A 16,831-nucleotide genomic window follows, 5' to 3' on the forward strand; every position below is an offset into this window, starting at 1 on the left:
AATGCAAGACGTATTTATAACAAAAGCTTCAACATACTTGCCGAATGAGCCGGTTTCGAATGACGAAATGGAAAGCTATCTTGGCTTGGTAAATAATACACCCTCTAAAGCGAGAGCTTTAATTCTAAGGAACAATAAAATCACTACGAGATATTACGCTTTAGATAAAAACGGAGAATCTACTCACTCTAATGCTCAGATTACCGCAAAGGCAGTGGAAGGACTCTTTGATGAGAACTTCAAAAAAGAAGATCTGAAACTCTTGTCCGTAGGAACTACTTCGCCGGATCAGATTCAGCCTTCACATGCATCTATGGTACACGGTGAGCTTAATATTGGGAGATCTATCGAAATAAATACAGCAACAGGACTTTGTAACTCCGGGATGAATGCCTTGAACTACGGTTTTCTTTCCATAAAAGCCGGAGTGCAGGAAACTGCCGTGTGTGCTGGTTCTGAAAAAATGTCTTCTTGGATGACTGCCGATAAATTTGATCATGAAGCAGAAAATCTAAAACTTTTAGAAGAAAGACCAATTATTGCTTTCAAAAGAGAATTCCTTAGATGGATGCTTTCTGACGGTGCCGGTGCATTTTTATTGCAAAACAAGCCAAGAGAAAACGAAATTTCGTTAAAAATCGATTGGATAGACTTCTATTCTTACGCTCACGAAATCGAAGCTTGTATGTATTCCGGTTGTGAAAAGCAGGAAGACGGAAGCTTGAAATCTTGGGCAGATTACCCATCAGACGAATGGCTGAAGCAATCTATTTTTGCCTTAAAACAAGATACTAAAATTCTTGATAAATATATTTTGGTGAAAGGTGCAGAAAGTTTAAGAGCATCTTTTGACAAACACCAACTTGATCCGGAATCTGTGGATCACGTTTTGGCGCATATTTCTTCAGGATATTTCAAAGAAGGTTTAAAAGAAGAATTTGCAAACGTTGGATTAGATTTCCCTTGGGAAAAATGGTTCTATAATCTTTCGGAAATTGGAAATATTGGCGCAGGATCTATCTTCGTTGCCGTAGAACAATTGATGAATTCAGGAAAACTGAAAAAAGGCGAAAAAATCCTTTTATGTGTACCTGAAAGCGGAAGATTTGCCTATTCTTGCTCGTTACTAACTGTTGTATAATGGAAATTACTTTACCAAATTCTGATCAAATTTTTGTGGAAAGTCTTATCCCACAAAAAGCACCTTTCGTCATGGTGGGTGAGGTTTCAGAATATTCCGAAAACCACGTGATCTCAGGATTCGTCATCAAGGAAGACAATCTTTTTGTATATGAAGGAATTTTTCAGGCATCAGGCTTAATCGAGCATCAGGCTCAGACTGTGGCTTTACATACCGGTTACAAATATTTTCTTTTAGGGAAAGAATCTCCGACGGGCTACATCGGTGCCATCAAATCTTTTGAAGCAGATGCTTTACCAAAAGTGGGTGATCAATTGGTTACTGAAGCTACCATTCTGAATGAAATGCTGGGTGTAACTTTAGTAGAAATTATCACTAAAATAAATGATACCGTAATTGCAAAATCACAGATGAAAACGGTTGTAAAATAGATTTAAAAACAGTTCGTCAGTTCGAGTAAAATTCTGGAAGAATTTGTATCGAGAACTTTAGCACATCAACTTCTCGATACGATTTTTTCAAGATCTAATCGAAGTGACGAAATGATATAATTAAAGTTTTTTAGAAGAAAAATTTACATGGAGTTAAAAGAAGATAATATCATCAATATTCACCAGTTTTTACCTCATCGCGAACCGATGCTGATGGCTGATTATATTCTTGAGCTTACTCCGGAAAAAGTGATTACTTCTTTTGAAATTACTTCAGACAATATTTTCGTTCACAATAATCATTTTGTAGAAGCGGGTCTTATAGAACATTCGGCACAAACATGTTCTTCAATTCTGGGGCAGAGTTTTTTTAAAGGTCCTGATGACGGAACTAAAGTAATCGGTTTCATCACCAATATCAAGAAGATTGAGATTTTTGCCTTGCCAAAAGTCGGTGACAAAATTATTTCAAAAGCTTCTTTAATTTCTCAATATGAAAATATCTGCCAGATTTTCTGCGAAACTTTTTTAGGAGATGAATTACTGATTCGTACAGAGATCAGTTTGTTTATTCAGGAACTAAAATCTTAAAATATTGTTTTTAAAATATACAGGCTGACTTTTTGAGTTGGCTTTTTTTTAAAAATTTCACGTTTAGCTTAAAAAGTTTTTAATGATTAATAAAGCAGTACTTTATTTAAAAATAGTAAGATTAATTTCAATAGTGTTTCTCTTAATTCTTCTGTTTTACACTTTCATGATTCTAGTGAGTAGTCACAAAATACCTTCTCAAACATTTACAAAACTAATTTTCACAATCTCAATCACAATTTTGTTGCTTATTTATTCTTCAATTACTATAATGAGAGAAAAGAAGAAGGATAATTAAAGATTTTTAATTCGTATATCGTCGCTTTGAGTAGATTTTGAAAAAATCGTATCGAGAAGTTTGATTAGTTCATTGATTCTCGATACATTTTTCTTCGAAAAACGCTCGAATTGACGGCGTGACGAAACAATTCAAGTTTATAATTTCAATTGAAATGGCAAGAATTCAGCTATCAAATTTGACTAGAGATTTTAGACCAACACGTTAAAACCCCTTTATTTTCAATATATTTGATCAAAATAAAGTTATGAGCGTTAAAGTAAGGTTTTATTCCTACGATATAGAATTTGAGTTCGAAAACTCTGTAGAGTTTCCCGTTGCACCTGCAGTAGGTGATGAGGTGAACTTGATTTCATTTTTTAAATATAAAACTTCTGAAAGATTAGAATATGTGAATAATATGGAAGATCTATATCTTTACGAAAATGCATTGGTTACTGAGCGTACCTGGTGCAAAGACATAGAGAAAGATGAGGTGTATCTATTGGTTCATTTAAAGTATAAAAGACGAAAGTAAATGATCATCGCTAAGATTAATCTTTCACCTTTTTACTATCTATCGAAATAAAGCTGCCCAAAACTGAGCAGCTTTTATTTATCTAAAAAAACGCTGTTAATTTAAGTCCTGCCGAAACATAATTTATTTTTTCTTTGGCAGAATCGTCATTTAAATCATCACTTAGTTCAGCATCATTTTGCAGTATTTCATTGAAATGATAGGTGATTTTTGATTGAGTCTGGTTATAATCTGCATACAAACTAATCCCCAATTCCGGATTAAATTTATACGTTAAAGCCACACCGCTATTCCATCGGAAACTGCTGGATGGTTTATATTCCGCAACTTGAAATTCATTATTAGGCAGATTAAATAACTCACTTTTTACAATTACCTTTCCGCTGGCGGGTGAAGAATATCCAGCGGTAGCTTTTAACGTTAATTGTAATTTTTCCGAAAATTCGTGTGAAAAGTATGGTCCTATACCAAAATTGAGAAATCCCAGAGATTCTGTATTAATATCAAAATTTCCAAGTTCCTCATCAAGCGGAAACTCCAAAGGTTTTACAGGAAAGCTGCTGAAACTAAAGTCTCCGCCTACACCCCATTTTTTAGAGAAAAAATAAGCTCCTTCAATCCCGGTTTCAAAACCTATTTCCTTTTTATCGCTCAGTGCAGATTCTTTCAGAAAATTGGTCGTAGAAAGAGCCGTTCCCAACTTGAGTGACAGAAAAGAAGGATTTTCATTTCCTTGTATTCCTGCCAGCATTCCCAGATTATCGCCTTTATTTTTATAAATTTTATCAATGAAAAAATAACCCAGTTCGGTAGAAATAATTCCAATTCCTGCTCCTGCCAAAACATCTGAAATCCAGTGTCTGTTATTTAAGTTTCTTCCCAATCCTGTAATTGCAGCTGCACTATATCCCCCGATACTGTATGCAGGATTGACCAAACCGTATTCTTTATGCAAAAAACTCGCATTGGTAAACGCCATCGATGTATGACCAGAAGGAAAAGAATTCTTACTAGATCCGTCCGGACGTTCTACTTTGGCGGTATACTTTAAAGAATTCACCAAAAGCCCCATAATTCCTATACTTGCAGCATAAGAAAGTGTAGCTCTTCCAATATTATTTCTTCCTTTTACTCCAGCCAATTTTAACCCGTAGACCGCTGCAGTAGGAGCATACTGTAGATAATTATCATATCCCACTTTGAATGTTGGTATGTATCTATTTCTAATCTCACGGATGTTTTCCCTCTCTCCCCAAGTAGCAGCTGATGCTGTGAACAATAATGCCGGAGCCGTAGATTTTTCCACCCACTCTCTTTGGAAAAAAGGTTTCGAGGATCTGTATTCTGTTTCGATGATTTGATTCTGAAAATTGGTATCAATCATCAAAGAATCCTGAGCAAAATAACATGAGAACGGAAGCATAGTCATTGGTAAATAAAATAATTTTTTTTTCATGGTTATATAGATTATTCTAAATTATTTTTGCTATTGTTTTGTTATCTGTAATCACATAAAAATTAATAAATTCTTAATCATATTAAATTAACAATTAATTATTTAAAAGTAAAAACCCAACAACCTCTGGAATTCAATCTTTTTTTTATTAAAATTAAAAAAAATAAATAGTAGTTTTATACAGTTTTAAAAGTATTATGAAGCATAAATTCTTTTTCTGAACTTAATCAACACTCATCGTATGACGAAATGTAAAAATTGCGGAAATGTATTCGAAGGAAAATACTGTAACCAGTGTGGTCAGTCTGCAAAAACAAAACGGATTGATTACGAATTCCTTTGGGAAGATATTCAACATGGTATTTTACATTATGACAAAGGCATTGGCTATTCTCTGAAAAAACTTTTTCAAAAACCAGGTTACGTGATTGAAGATTATATAGAAGGGAAGCGTGTCAATCATTTCAGACCCATTTCTATGGTGATTATTATGGCAACAATCTATGCTCTAATTTATCATCTACTCGACCTGAATGATCGATCTGATCTTGATGCATCTTCCGGACTGATATTAGAAAAAGTCTTTGAGCATTATTACTGGTTTATGGTTGCCACCATTCCTATTTATGCACTTACCACCTACATTGCATTCAAAAAAACCGGATACAACTTCTACGAATTTATAATTTTTGAAGCTTTTAAATGTTCTCAGCGACTTGGTGTTCATATACTCTTTTTACCCGTTATGTACTTTGTGAAAAATGAGGCTGGTTTCAACATCATCACAAATATTCTCCTCTTTATAGATTTTATTTTGATTTTTTGGACGAATAGACAGTTTTTCAATAAAATGACAGCAAAAGAAGTACTCGTAAGAAGTATCTTAAGCTATATAATTTATTTAATTATTGCATTTATATTGATATGCGCAACGGTCTTATTGGTGGGATATGACATCTAGCTTAAAATTTTTGAAGAAAAATTCTCTCGCAAACTTTTAAAACCTATATCCACCGCCGATCTGTGCAAATACATTATGCATCGGGAAACTGATCCCTGCAAATGATGAAGGAAAAGCAGATCCTAATCCCCATTGCAGGCTGAGATCCAGAGAAAATCGTTCGCTAATATCTCTGTTGATTCCTCCGTACAAACCGTCCCAACAGCGATCCTAAAACCAGAATATTGAGATAATGATTTGGTGATTTCATATCAATATGATTTTGTAAAGTAAAATTAATTAATATTTCTTCCATTACGTAATGAAATTTTTACAATATTCATGAAATTTATTACCTACCCTGTAATGTAATATTTAATAAAAAAAAAAATAAAAAAGCTGCCCGAAACTGAGCAGCTTATATTTCCAAAAATATTTATTGATTTTTCTTCAATAATTTATCGACCTTAATCTTTAATACCTAAAGCTGACTTGTAAATTTTAATTTCCTTTTCCAAATCGGTTATTTTCTCAGTTTTCTCTTTCAACTCGGCAACCAGCTTAGATTTTTCGTTGAAAGAAATGTTTACCGGATAATAATTGCTCAACTCTGTCAAAAAATCGTGCTCTAATGCAATGCCCAGATTCCATAAAATCCCAAATTGCAATGACGAATTTTGGAAATACTGAGCCAATGAAGACGAACTGATCTGCATTCTCCTTGCCAATTCTGCCTGCGAAACTGCCTTATTGATCATCACTTTACGAACCATCGCACCAATATGCGGATGCGTAGACGTACTTTTTTCCTGATACTTTCTTAAACTCATTTGTATTACATTTTATTGATAAAAGTAATAAAAACACACATAACATAGAATATTATACGTACAAAACATCGAAGATTATGTTTTAAATATACTTTTTATATTTTAACAAATATATTTCTACGTTTTAGAATGATTTTTTTATTCTTAAAATTGATTTATGAAATTTTAAATATATTATTTGAAGTGTAAAATCGAAATCCATCTATATAAAGCGTTTAAAAGTACGTAGAAAACGTAAGTGAATATGTTTAAAGAATAAAATTTGGGTTAAATGGTAACTTACAGATTATAAATTTGATATCTCGGCTCGTCAAGTTATTTTATATTGTTTTGTTAACTCCACAAAAAAAGTGAGACATTTCTGCCTCACTTCAAACAATTTATATTAATTAAAAATTAATATCCGAAGATTTCTTCTAGGGTAACTTCTTTGAATTCACCCATTTTGTTGATCGATTCCATATTCAGGTTTTCTTTTTTCCCGATAATGGCGGTGTTGTATTTCAACGGTTTGATTTCAGTATTGTAGAAGCTTGTCAGTTGTGGCAGGCTTAAGGTCTGAATTTCCGCATAGATATCTTTTCTGATGTCATAATCAACCCCCAATTTTTTCAACGCTAATTGGTTGTAGAAAATATTGGTTCTGTTAATTCTGTTTGAGGCAATCTGCTTCAACGCTGAACCTTTAGAGTTCTCAAACTGTGCCGGAATTTGTGGGAAATCGGCCATCAAATCATTCATTGCATTAACGGCAAGAGGCAATTTATTGGCCTGAGTTCCGATGTAGTTGGTTACATAATTCGGGTGATTCTTTTCAGAAGCCGTACCAAAAGAAACATACGCCGAATAAGCCAAAGACTTACTCTCTCTTATTTCCTGGAAAACGATAGAAGACAAACCACGTCCGAAGTATTCGTTGAATACATTAGACTTTCCGAAGTCTGCTAAGTTTACGTTGCCTCCTTTAGCAACTTTCGCCATTTCCATCTGCACCATGTCATAGTTGGTGAAATATACTTTACCTTCAGTTGCAGGCTCCGCATATACTTTTGCAGTTGCAGGCTGTAGTTTGGTGTTGTCAATAAAAGGCTTCACTGCTTTTTCCAATCCTTTCTGATCTTCTCCGTACAAGAAAACCTCGTAAGGATATTGGTTTAATGTTTTGATTTTTGACATCAATTCATTCACGTTGATGCTTTCCAAACGCTGCTTAGAAATAATATCAGTCATTCTGGAGTCCTTTCCGTATTTCGCATAATTGGAAAGAGCTGCCATAATTCTTCCTTTATCTTTTTTAGCAACTTCTCTTGACTCTAAGATTGTTTTTACCGTCTGGTCGTAGATTGCCTTATCTGCTTTTACGTTGGTCATCCAGTGGTTCAGCAATTCTACCCCTTTCTTCATGTTGTTTTCCAATCCGCTCAGAGAGATGATGGTCTGGTCATTTGAAGTTCTGAAGCTGTTTGAAATTCCTAATTTGTAGAATTCTTCTTTTAGCTGTTCCGGAGTATATTTATCAGTTCCTAAATATTGTAAAACACTTACTCCAAGGCTCAATTCTTTGTCATTATCTGTCCCAAAAGGGAAAATATAATTCACCTGAGCTACTTTGTTGTATTTGTTTTCAACGAAGCTTACTTTTTTGTCTTTGATTTCAGAAGTAGCAATTGCCGTTTTGTAATCAATAAACTGAGGTTTGATATCTCCCGCTTTTGTTCCTAAAATATCTTTAAGGAAAGGCGACTGCGCTTCTCTGTTGAGTTTAATTGGCGTGATGGCAGGATTCTGTACACGAACCAATTTGTCATTCACTCCTTTTTCTTTATAAACGACAACATAATTGTCTTTGAAAAACTCATTCGCAAATTTTACGATATCTGCTTTGGTGATTTTTTCGTAATCATTAATTTCGTCTAATTCCTGTTGCCAGGTTCTTTCGTTTATGTAAGCATTGTATAAAGTTGTTGCCAAACCGTCTGCAGTTTCCCAACCTTTCATACGCTGTACTTTCATATCGTTCACGATGGCTTTCAGCATCCAATCCGGGAACTGTCCTTTTTTAACCAAATCTAATTGTCCAAGCAACAATTTTTTAGACTCATCAAAACTTTGTCCTTCTTTCGGCACAACATACATTGTAAACGCACCATAAGTTTTGTAAGGAGATTCATAAGCTCCTGCGCTTAGAACTTTTTGCTTTTGGCTGATATTTAAATCTATCAAACCTGCGTCACCGCTGTTGCTTAAGATTTCACCGATCATGCTTGCCAATCTTGCATCTTTTGTTCCGTAAGAATCAGATCTCCAAGCCATCGTCATTCTTGGTGTAGAAGGACTTTTTACAGTTCTTGTTACCACATGAGTCATTGGCTCTTCAGAAACCATTTTCTTCATCGGAAGTTCTTTGTATTTGAACGACCCGAAATATTGGTCAACTAATTTTATCGTTTTGTCGAAATCTAAATCTCCAACCAAAACAACCGCCATATTATTAGGCACATAATACGTGTCAAAATACTTGTGAATAGCTACCATTGAAGGGCTTTTCAAATGCTCTGAAGTACCAATCGTAGTCTGTTGTCCGTTCGGATGTTTAGGAAAAAGCGCTTCCATTAAAGCATAATTTACCAGGCGGCTGTCGTTATCTTGGGCTCTGTTAAATTCTTCATAAACCGCCTCCAATTCTGTATGGAAAAGTCTAAGAACCAATTCTGAGAAACGTTCTTTTTCAACTTTCAGCCATTTCTCCAATTCGTTAGCCGGAATATTATTTTTGTAAACCGTTTCGTCTAACCAAGTGTGAGCGTTGGTTCCCGTCGCCCCTAAAGATGAAATTGCTTTGTCATATTCGTTGGCAATTGCAAATTTTGAAGCTTCGTTAGAAACCTCATCGATCTTTTTATAAAGTGCTTTTTTCTTTTCAGGATCTTTTTCTGCTTTGTGTTGTTCATAAAGGTCAGAAATCTGCTGAAGCAAAACTTTTTCTTTTGCCCAATCCTGAGTTCCCAAATGAGAAGTTCCTTTGAAAACCATGTGCTCAAGATAATGAGCTAAACCTGTGTTATCACTTGGATCATTATTTGAACCTGTTCTTACAGGCACATAAGTCTGGATTCTCGGAGCATCATCGTTCTTTGCGAGATAAACTTTTAATCCGTTTTTTAAAGTATAGACTCTCACTCCTGCCTGATCATTTTTCACAGTTTCGTACGTATAACCCTGACCGTCGGTCACTGTCTGCGTATCAAATTTCTGCGCCATTGCATTGATCATGAAAAAGAATGAAAGAGAAATAAAAACTTTCTTCATAGTAGAATTTATTAAATCATTTTAATTAAAATGATTAGTCTTAAAATGAAAGTGTTTGTTACAGCCTATGAAATTTACATCTCGCTATATCGAAATGCCGCTCCTACGGAGCTCTCCTTTAATTACGTTTAACTTTTTCTACAAACGTTTTGCTCCGATAGAGCAATTATTATTTTAATTAAAATTTTCTCAGCTTTAATTATCTGTAAATCTAAGATTGGAATATATTTTAACGAATACACGCTCACAAGGAATAGATTTTGCACTCAGTAACTTACTAATCAATAATATCTTATGAAAACTAAAATGATTTGGGCGAACTTTGCCGTGGAAGATCTTGACTGTACTACAGATTTTTATAAAGCATTAGGATTTAAATCAAATGGCCATTCTGATGAATTGACAAGTTTCTTGTTTAGCGACAATAACTTTGTGATTCATTTTTTCGTAAAAGATATTTTAGAGAAAAATACAGATCTCAAATTTTCGAACAATCCGAATTCCAATGAAATTATTTTTACTTTATCGGCGGAAACAAAAGAAGAAGTTGATCATTGGGCAGACTCGGTGAAAAACGCTGGCGGAAAAATAGAATCTGAACAGAAAGAATTTGGTGACAAGTATTACGGATTTACTTTCTCAGATCCCGATCGACACAAGTTCAATGTATTTATGATGTAATTAAATATCAAATCACGACGAATTACAAAGAATTTGCTTTAAATCTGAGCAATTAGCCTCGATATATTCCATTATCCTATGTCCTGCATTTTTATTATTTTAGCGCATTGAAAAATCAGTAAGAAACAGATGCATATAATATCATCTGATTATTAAAACATCAATCTTTTCGGGTGAAAAAACAAGATATTCCACAAGACGAAAGTAATCTTCAATCAGCAAATATGACCGAAATGTTATATGTGACTGATGAAAATAACAATTATACCACCGCTCAAAGCATCGGCTGGGAAGCAAAAAAGGCAGCCCTTGACGAGTCGATGGCGCTCATCAACGAGAGAATCGAAGAAGCAAAACAAAATGTGGCCAACAATATCGTGAGTCCAATCATCTATTTTATGGAATTAAATAAAATGGATTTACAGGTTCTCGCAGCGTACGTTGGAAAGTGGCAATGGACGGTCAAAAGACACGCAAAACCGAAAATATTTAAAAAACTCAGCGATTCTACTTTGAAAAAATACGCCGACACGTTCGGAATTTCAGTAGATGAATTAAAAAACTTCGACGGTAAATAAATGAAGATCAATTTTGAACACCATCAGACAGCCCATTGCGAAAACGGTGTTGCCTCCAATTTACTTCTCAACAGAGGTTTAAAACTCAGCGAACCCATGATTTTCGGAATCGGTTCCGGATTATTTTTCGTGTATTTGCCTTTCTTAAAAGTAAATTTTGCGCCAGGTTTCAGCTACCGTCCGATGCCGGGAGCCATTTTCAGCAAAGCGGCAAAAAGACTGGGCATTAAAATCAAAAGAATTAAATTTTCAAACCCAAAAGAAGCGCAGGCTGCTTTAGAGAAAAATTTAGAACAAAATATACCAACAGGTCTGCAAGTAGGCGTTTTCAACTTGACTTATTTTCCTGAAGAATATAAATTTCATTTCAACGCCCACAATCTTGTAGTTTACGGAAAAGAAGACGGGAAATTCCTTATCAGCGACCCTGTAATGGATTTTGCCACAACTTTGACCGAAGCTGAACTGGAAAAAGTTCGTTACGCAAAAGGTGCATTGGCACCGAAAGGGCATATGTATTTTCCGACACATATTCCGGAAAATGTAAACTTGGAAGAAGCTATTAAAAAAGGAATTAAAGATACCTGCAAAAATATGTTGGCTCCCGTTCCGATTATCGGTGTAAAAGCAATGCGATGGGTAGCAAAAAGCATCCCGAAATGGGCGGAGAAAAAAGGCACGAAAGTGACCAATCATTACCTCGGACAATTAATCAGAATGCAGGAAGAAATCGGTACCGGCGGTGGCGGATTTAGGTTTATTTATGGTGCTTTTTTACAGGAAGCTGCTGTGATTCTTAAAAATGATGAGCTAAAGGAATTATCCAAAGAAATTACCGCAATCGGTGACCTTTGGAGAGATTTTGCTGTCGATATTGCACGAGTTTACAAAAACAGAAATTCGAAAAGCGATATTTACAATCAGCTTTCAAAATCGATGCTCCATATTGCTGATTTGGAGGAAGCGTTTTATAAAAAACTGAGAAAAGCGATATAGTTTGGAGAATATCATCGAAATAAAAAATCTGTACAAGAAATACAAAAACTCGGAAGACTTTTCGGTTAATGATATTTCTTTGAACATCGATAAAAACGAAATCTATGGAATTCTCGGTCCCAACGGAGCGGGAAAAACCACGCTGATTTCTATGCTTTCAGGTTTAATCAAACCAACCTCAGGAAGTTTTACCATCAACGGATTGTCGCCTAAAAAAGATGGTTCGAAAATCAAACAAATCATCGGCGTTGTTCCTCAGGAATATGCGCTCTACCCGACTCTGACCGCGAAAGAAAACCTTTTGTTCTTCGGAAGTTTGTATGGTTTGAAGAACAATTATCTTCACAAAGCCATCGATGAAGCTCTAGAATTAATGGGTTTAACGAAATTTGCCCATAAAAAAGTCGACCAGTTTTCAGGCGGAATGAAACGCCGTTGCAATCTGATTGCCGGAACGCTTCACAATCCGAAAGTTCTGTTTCTGGACGAGCCGACGGTTGGCGTTGATGTTCAGTCGAAAAAAGCGATTATCGATTATCTTTTAGATTTAAATAAAAAAGGCACATGCATTATTTACACCTCTCATCACTTATCGGAAGCTGAGGAATTCTGTACAAAAATTGCCATTATCGACCACGGAAAAATCCATGCGACAGGAACGCCGGAAGAATTGGTGGAAAAAGTTGCAAATGCGGAAAACTTGGAGGATGTTTTCATTTCATTAACCGGAAAAGAATTGAGAGATGTTGTATAAATTGTGGAGAAGTTTCATCAAGGAAATTCAGTTACTGAAAAGAGATTCGGGAGGAATTGTCATTATTTTTCTAATGCCTTTGTTATTGATTATTACAATCACTTTAATTCAGGATTCGACATTCAAAAATCTGGAAGGTTCAAAAATTCCAATTATTTTCATCGATAATGATAAATCTGAAGTTTCCAAAGTCATTAAAAAAGAACTGGAAACCAGCAAAACATTTGAACTCGTTACCGATTATAACGAAAAATCGGCAGAGAAAGCTGTGTTTACGGGAGATTATCAGCTGGCCATCGTTATTCCGGAAAATTTAACGAAAGATTTAAATTCAAATATCGATTCTAAAGTTCAGACCGTCGTAAGCTCGTTTGGTTTGGAAACCGATTCTACGGCGACAAAAGCTGTGGCTTCAAAAACGAAAGACATTCATCTCTATTTCGACCCTGCAACCAACGCCGGTTTCAAAAATTCTGTGATGAATGCCATCAACAAAATGGTTTTCGAAATCGAGAATAAAAAAATATACAAAGCCTTCCAAGACCAACTCGGAACAACGGAAGACCTTGAAAATAAAAGCTTGATTACCTTCAAAGAAATCACACCGAACAAAGGAAAACTAGATGTAATTCCGAATTCCGTTCAGCATAACGTTCCAGCCTGGGCATTATTTGCTATTTTCTTTATTGTAGTGCCACTTTCCATTAATTTAGTCAAAGAAAAAAGTCAGGGAACGAGCGTGAGAGTTCGCGTGAGCCCGACGCCGTATTACATTCATATTTTAGGAAAAACATTTACCTATCTCATCATCTGCGTCATCCAGTTTTTGCTGATGGTTGCAGTGGGCATCTGGCTTTTCCCGCTAATGGACTTGCCTCAATTTGATGTTTCCGGAAAAATGCTTCATCTACTTATTGTCACTCTTTTTGCAGGATTGGCAGCGATTGGATTTGGAGTATTAATAGGAACAATGTCCAATACTCAGGAACAGTCGGCTCCATTTGGAGCGACTTCGGTGGTAGTTTTGGCAGCGATTGGCGGAATCTGGGTTCCCGTTTTCCTGATGCCTGAATTTATGCAGAAAATTGCGCAGTTTTCCCCGATGAATTGGGGACTGAATGCGTATTACGATATTATTTTAAGAAACAGCGGCATTGGCGAAATTGCTAAGGAACTGATTTTCTTATTTTTATTTTATATTGCGATGGTAACCATCTCTTTACTATATGAACGGAAACAAAATGCAGTCTAAAGAAAACTTAACTTGTACCGAAGAAATACGCGTACGATTCAATGAGACAGACCCGCTGGGCATCGTGTGGCATGGGCATTACATAGTGTATTTTGAAGACGGAAGAGAGGCTTTCGGAAGACAGCACGGCTTGACCTATCTCGACATTCAGAAAGCAGGATTTGTAACACCGATTGTGAAAAGTACCTGCGAACACTTTCTTCCTTTGAAATATGGAGAAACATTCAATATCGTGACGACTTTTGTGAATTCTGTTTCTGCGAAATTGATTTATAAATACGAGATTTTTAATAAGAATAATAAATTGGTTTGTAGCGGAGAAACCATTCAGGTTTTTCTGGATTCTGAAAATAATTTATGCCTTTACAATCCGGAGTTTTTCCAAACCTGGAAAGATAAAATGGGATTATGATGAACGAGGTTTACATTACAGATTACAACTGCGTCACACCTTTAGGTTTTGATGTTGAATCAAATTGGAAGGCACTTTTGGAAGGGAAATCCGGTGTCGCTTTGTATAAAATCATAGACAATCACGACGCTTTTTTTGTTTCTAAAATTGATTCTGAAAAATTGGAAGAGGAATTTAATAGATTCTTTGACTCCGCTCAGAGTGACAATGAAAATTTCACGAGACTTGAAAAAATGTTTTTGCTGAGCCTGAGACCTTTGGTAGAAAGACATGAAATTTCAGATGAAACAGCTTTTATTCTTTCAACAACAAAAGGAAATATCAGTTTATTAAAAAACGAAACCACTTTACCAGAAGGCGTTTACCTTTCAAAATTAGCTCAAAAACTAGCTGATTTTTTTGGATTTAAAACCAAACCAATTGTCGTTTCCAATGCTTGTGTTTCTGGCGTAATGGCGATTTCTGTGGCAAAGAATATGATTCAGGTAGGAAAATACAAAAATGCATTTGTAGTCGCAGGAGACGAGATTTCTGAGTTTGTGATTTCGGGTTTTAATTCGTTTCAAGCGATTGCAAGTGAACCTTGCAAACCTTACGATAAAAATCGAAACGGAATTAATTTGGGCGAAGCGACGGCAGCAGTTTATATCACGGGTCATTGCGAAGAACAAAGTGACGAAGCAACCTCACAAAACGAAAAATTTAAGTTTAAAGTTTTAGGCGATTCATCGATTAATGATGCTAATCATATTTCCGGACCATCGAGAACTGGCGACGGGTTATTTGCTAGTGTTCAAAATGCTATGAAAGAAGCAAATGTTTCATCAGAACAAATTGATTTCATTTCTGCTCACGGAACAGCAACACTGTACAACGACGAAATGGAAGCAATCGCCTTCAACAGAATTGGTTTGCAGAATGTCCCCTTGAACAGTATGAAAGGCTATTACGGACATTGTCTTGGAGCATCTGGTTTGCTGGAAAGTATTATTTCAATGGAATCTGCTTTGAACAATATTTTGATTCCGTCTAAAAACTTCGAAGAAATGGGCGTTTCTCAGGATTTGAATATTATTAAAGAAAATCAATCGGCAGAAATTAGATACATTCTGAAAACAGCTTCTGGTTTTGGTGGATGTAATGCGGCGATAGTATTACAAATTGAATCTTTATAAAAAGTTTATTTCTAAATCATTAACTATTGCAAAATTCTTATATTTTATGTTAAGGAAAATTCTATTTTTTAATGGGGTTATACAAACTTTTGAATATATTTGTCTATAATAAAAATTTCTATGAATTCTAAAATTTTCACATTTTTGTTATTGGCTTTTATTGTCTTTTTCAATAATTCGTGTTCAAATGGAGATGAAGTACAAACAACTCCAACCAATACTAGTTTGCAGAATCCTACTCAGAATTCCAATAAAATATTGAAATTTATTAAATCTACTGATAATAATCCTACACATTACTTTCAAAATTCTAATGGCAAAATAGTTTTATGGAATACTAGTTACAATAACAATTACAATGCGACTATACACTCGGTAACCTATAATTCAATGGGTAAAATTGATAAAATATCAATTTCTAATTCCTCCTCTATTAATTATTATGAAGCACAATTTAAATATAACAACAATTTGCTTTCAGAAATTGTATATCTACACAAAGATACAAATGGCAATTTCTTGCTAAACACAAGTTACACTGTTCAGTATAAAAATTCTAAAATATATCGTCTTATCAGAACCACTTATAATACACCACAAGATTATATAAACGACACTCTAAACAACTGTAATATAACGGAATTAGAATTTTCTGGTGAAAACGTAACAAAAGCAACTTTTATTACAGGACAATATAGTAAAGCTACAGGAGTGATTAATGCTGAATCTTATGCATACTTTACAAGATTATACACTTACAATGATTCGATAATTAACCCTTATTCTACATTTCCGATAGAATTCCAAGCCTACTTAGCACACTTAAGTCTTGAAAATAGCGAGTATAGTGTCGATTATTTTTCAAAAAATGCAAAAAATGGCTTAACAACTTATGTACTACAGTCATTATTTTCAAATTATTATTTTAATTACGAAACTGATATAAGTTTAAATGGATTGCCAAATAAAATTGGCTCAAATAATGGAAATTTTGGAAGCAAAGCAACTTTTGAATATGATTCTTTTTAAGATTTAAAAATTATAAATTTATTTAAAATTCGATTAGTATTAAATTTTTTATTGATATTAAAAAACATAAAAACATCACTTTGATACAACTTCTTTTTATAATTTGCTGAAGGGGATGAAGCACCATAGCCACAATATGGAGATTTACACATAACCTACTCTAAACATAAAAATTGAAACAGTTTAGTGTGGTGGTTTACCGTCATTCCGGACTAAAAAAAACATTTTTTTGTTTAGTAGAATTGAGAATAATAGAAATTGAGAATTTTTGTTATTTTACAAAAGAAGATAATCAATTTTAATGTTTTAAAACCCAGTGTTAATTTACATGTAAAGAAGCTAAAGAAATAAAAACATGGAGTGTTGAGAAAAGAAGCTAAACTATGAAAATTTATCTATTCTTGTAAGTTATTTATTAGATGATAAATATCATTTATTAAA

The 16,831-nt window shown here is 34.6% G+C and carries 16 protein-coding genes; 13 read left to right on the top strand and 3 right to left on the bottom strand.

The window, feature by feature from the left end:
• Nucleotide 1: 1 nt before the first annotated feature.
• From MQX03_RS08825 to MQX03_RS08840, 4 genes are all read left to right on the top strand, one after another.
• Nucleotides 2–1,141 carry a beta-ketoacyl-ACP synthase III gene (locus tag MQX03_RS08825; RefSeq protein WP_242802612.1) on the top strand — a complete coding sequence of 380 codons (1,140 nt, stop codon included), beginning with the start codon at nt 2–4 and terminating at the stop codon, nt 1,139–1,141.
• Nucleotides 1,141–1,572: a hypothetical protein gene (locus MQX03_RS08830; RefSeq protein WP_242802613.1), complete on the top strand. Its 432-nt coding sequence runs from the start codon at nt 1,141–1,143 to the stop codon at nt 1,570–1,572. The genes MQX03_RS08825 and MQX03_RS08830 overlap by 1 nt, the downstream gene beginning before the upstream one ends.
• 147 nt (nt 1,573–1,719) lie before the next feature.
• Nucleotides 1,720–2,163, top strand: coding sequence for an ABC transporter permease (locus tag MQX03_RS08835; protein ID WP_242802614.1), 444 nt, complete (start codon nt 1,720–1,722; stop codon nt 2,161–2,163).
• Between the two features lie 545 nt (nt 2,164–2,708).
• Nucleotides 2,709–2,978, top strand: a complete 270-nt coding sequence (locus MQX03_RS08840; protein ID WP_229986242.1) for a hypothetical protein — start codon at nt 2,709–2,711, stop codon at nt 2,976–2,978.
• A gap of 82 nt (nt 2,979–3,060) precedes the next feature.
• Here the strand turns inward: MQX03_RS08840 and MQX03_RS08845 are convergent, their stop codons facing one another.
• On the bottom strand, nt 3,061–4,434 hold the full coding sequence (locus MQX03_RS08845) for a phosphatase PAP2 family protein (RefSeq protein WP_242802615.1): 1,374 nt from the start codon (nt 4,432–4,434) through the stop codon (nt 3,061–3,063).
• A gap of 241 nt (nt 4,435–4,675) precedes the next feature.
• On the opposite strand from MQX03_RS08845, the gene MQX03_RS08850 reads away from it, so the two are divergent.
• Nucleotides 4,676–5,395 (top strand): DUF3667 domain-containing protein, encoded by a 720-nt coding sequence (locus MQX03_RS08850; RefSeq protein ID WP_242802616.1) that lies wholly within the window; start codon nt 4,676–4,678, stop codon nt 5,393–5,395.
• A gap of 446 nt (nt 5,396–5,841) precedes the next feature.
• Here MQX03_RS08850 and MQX03_RS08855 read toward each other — a convergent pair whose 3' ends face one another.
• Together MQX03_RS08855 and MQX03_RS08860 are read right to left on the bottom strand one after the other, a co-directional pair.
• The gene (locus MQX03_RS08855; protein WP_242802617.1) at nt 5,842–6,204 is read right to left on the bottom strand and encodes a hypothetical protein; all 363 of its coding nucleotides are present in this window, start codon (nt 6,202–6,204) and stop codon (nt 5,842–5,844) included.
• Between the two features lie 396 nt (nt 6,205–6,600).
• Nucleotides 6,601–9,513, bottom strand: coding sequence for a M16 family metallopeptidase (locus MQX03_RS08860; protein ID WP_242802618.1), 2,913 nt, complete (start codon nt 9,511–9,513; stop codon nt 6,601–6,603).
• A gap of 294 nt (nt 9,514–9,807) precedes the next feature.
• Between MQX03_RS08860 and MQX03_RS08865 the strand changes: the two genes are divergently transcribed.
• The 8 genes from MQX03_RS08865 (at nt 9,808) to MQX03_RS08900 (ending at nt 16,390) form a co-directional block, all read left to right on the top strand.
• The gene (locus tag MQX03_RS08865) at nt 9,808–10,194 is read left to right on the top strand and encodes a VOC family protein (RefSeq protein ID WP_242802619.1); all 387 of its coding nucleotides are present in this window, start codon (nt 9,808–9,810) and stop codon (nt 10,192–10,194) included.
• Nucleotides 10,195–10,367: 173 nt separating this feature from the next.
• A complete protein-coding gene (locus MQX03_RS08870) occupies nt 10,368–10,772 on the top strand; it encodes a hypothetical protein (protein ID WP_229986252.1) in 405 nt (134 codons plus the stop codon).
• A complete protein-coding gene (locus MQX03_RS08875; protein ID WP_242802620.1) occupies nt 10,773–11,768 on the top strand; it encodes a BtrH N-terminal domain-containing protein in 996 nt (331 codons plus the stop codon). It begins immediately after the preceding gene.
• 1 nt (nt 11,769) lies between these two features.
• Nucleotides 11,770–12,522: an ABC transporter ATP-binding protein gene (locus tag MQX03_RS08880; protein WP_242802621.1), complete on the top strand. Its 753-nt coding sequence runs from the start codon at nt 11,770–11,772 to the stop codon at nt 12,520–12,522.
• Nucleotides 12,512–13,774 (top strand): ABC transporter permease, encoded by a 1,263-nt coding sequence (locus tag MQX03_RS08885; protein ID WP_242802622.1) that lies wholly within the window; start codon nt 12,512–12,514, stop codon nt 13,772–13,774. The genes MQX03_RS08880 and MQX03_RS08885 overlap by 11 nt, the downstream gene beginning before the upstream one ends.
• The gene (locus tag MQX03_RS08890) at nt 13,749–14,186 is read left to right on the top strand and encodes an acyl-CoA thioesterase (RefSeq protein WP_394801742.1); all 438 of its coding nucleotides are present in this window, start codon (nt 13,749–13,751) and stop codon (nt 14,184–14,186) included. Before MQX03_RS08885 ends, MQX03_RS08890 begins: the two co-directional genes overlap by 26 nt.
• The gene (locus MQX03_RS08895) at nt 14,183–15,361 is read left to right on the top strand and encodes a beta-ketoacyl synthase N-terminal-like domain-containing protein (RefSeq protein WP_242802623.1); all 1,179 of its coding nucleotides are present in this window, start codon (nt 14,183–14,185) and stop codon (nt 15,359–15,361) included. The genes MQX03_RS08890 and MQX03_RS08895 overlap by 4 nt, the downstream gene beginning before the upstream one ends.
• A gap of 99 nt (nt 15,362–15,460) precedes the next feature.
• Nucleotides 15,461–16,390, top strand: coding sequence for a hypothetical protein (locus tag MQX03_RS08900; protein WP_242802624.1), 930 nt, complete (start codon nt 15,461–15,463; stop codon nt 16,388–16,390).
• The last annotated feature ends 441 nt before the right edge of the window (nt 16,391–16,831 follow it).

This window comes from Chryseobacterium aahli, assembly GCF_022699665.1.
Classification (GTDB): Bacteria; Bacteroidota; Bacteroidia; order Flavobacteriales; family Weeksellaceae; genus Chryseobacterium; species Chryseobacterium aahli.

Coding starts and splice junctions, on each gene's coding strand:
- MQX03_RS08825 (WP_242802612.1), top strand. CDS start 2: ATGCAAGACGTATTTATAACAAAAGCTTCAACATACTTGCCGAATGAG.
- MQX03_RS08830 (WP_242802613.1), top strand. CDS start 1,141: ATGGAAATTACTTTACCAAATTCTGATCAAATTTTTGTGGAAAGTCTT.
- MQX03_RS08835 (WP_242802614.1), top strand. CDS start 1,720: ATGGAGTTAAAAGAAGATAATATCATCAATATTCACCAGTTTTTACCT.
- MQX03_RS08840 (WP_229986242.1), top strand. CDS start 2,709: ATGAGCGTTAAAGTAAGGTTTTATTCCTACGATATAGAATTTGAGTTC.
- MQX03_RS08845 (WP_242802615.1), bottom strand. CDS start 4,434: ATGAAAAAAAAATTATTTTATTTACCAATGACTATGCTTCCGTTCTCA.
- MQX03_RS08850 (WP_242802616.1), top strand. CDS start 4,676: ATGACGAAATGTAAAAATTGCGGAAATGTATTCGAAGGAAAATACTGT.
- MQX03_RS08855 (WP_242802617.1), bottom strand. CDS start 6,204: ATGAGTTTAAGAAAGTATCAGGAAAAAAGTACGTCTACGCATCCGCAT.
- MQX03_RS08860 (WP_242802618.1), bottom strand. CDS start 9,513: ATGAAGAAAGTTTTTATTTCTCTTTCATTCTTTTTCATGATCAATGCA.
- MQX03_RS08865 (WP_242802619.1), top strand. CDS start 9,808: ATGAAAACTAAAATGATTTGGGCGAACTTTGCCGTGGAAGATCTTGAC.
- MQX03_RS08875 (WP_242802620.1), top strand. CDS start 10,773: ATGAAGATCAATTTTGAACACCATCAGACAGCCCATTGCGAAAACGGT.
- MQX03_RS08885 (WP_242802622.1), top strand. CDS start 12,512: ATGTTGTATAAATTGTGGAGAAGTTTCATCAAGGAAATTCAGTTACTG.
- MQX03_RS08890 (WP_394801742.1), top strand. CDS start 13,749: ATGAACGGAAACAAAATGCAGTCTAAAGAAAACTTAACTTGTACCGAA.
- MQX03_RS08895 (WP_242802623.1), top strand. CDS start 14,183: ATGATGAACGAGGTTTACATTACAGATTACAACTGCGTCACACCTTTA.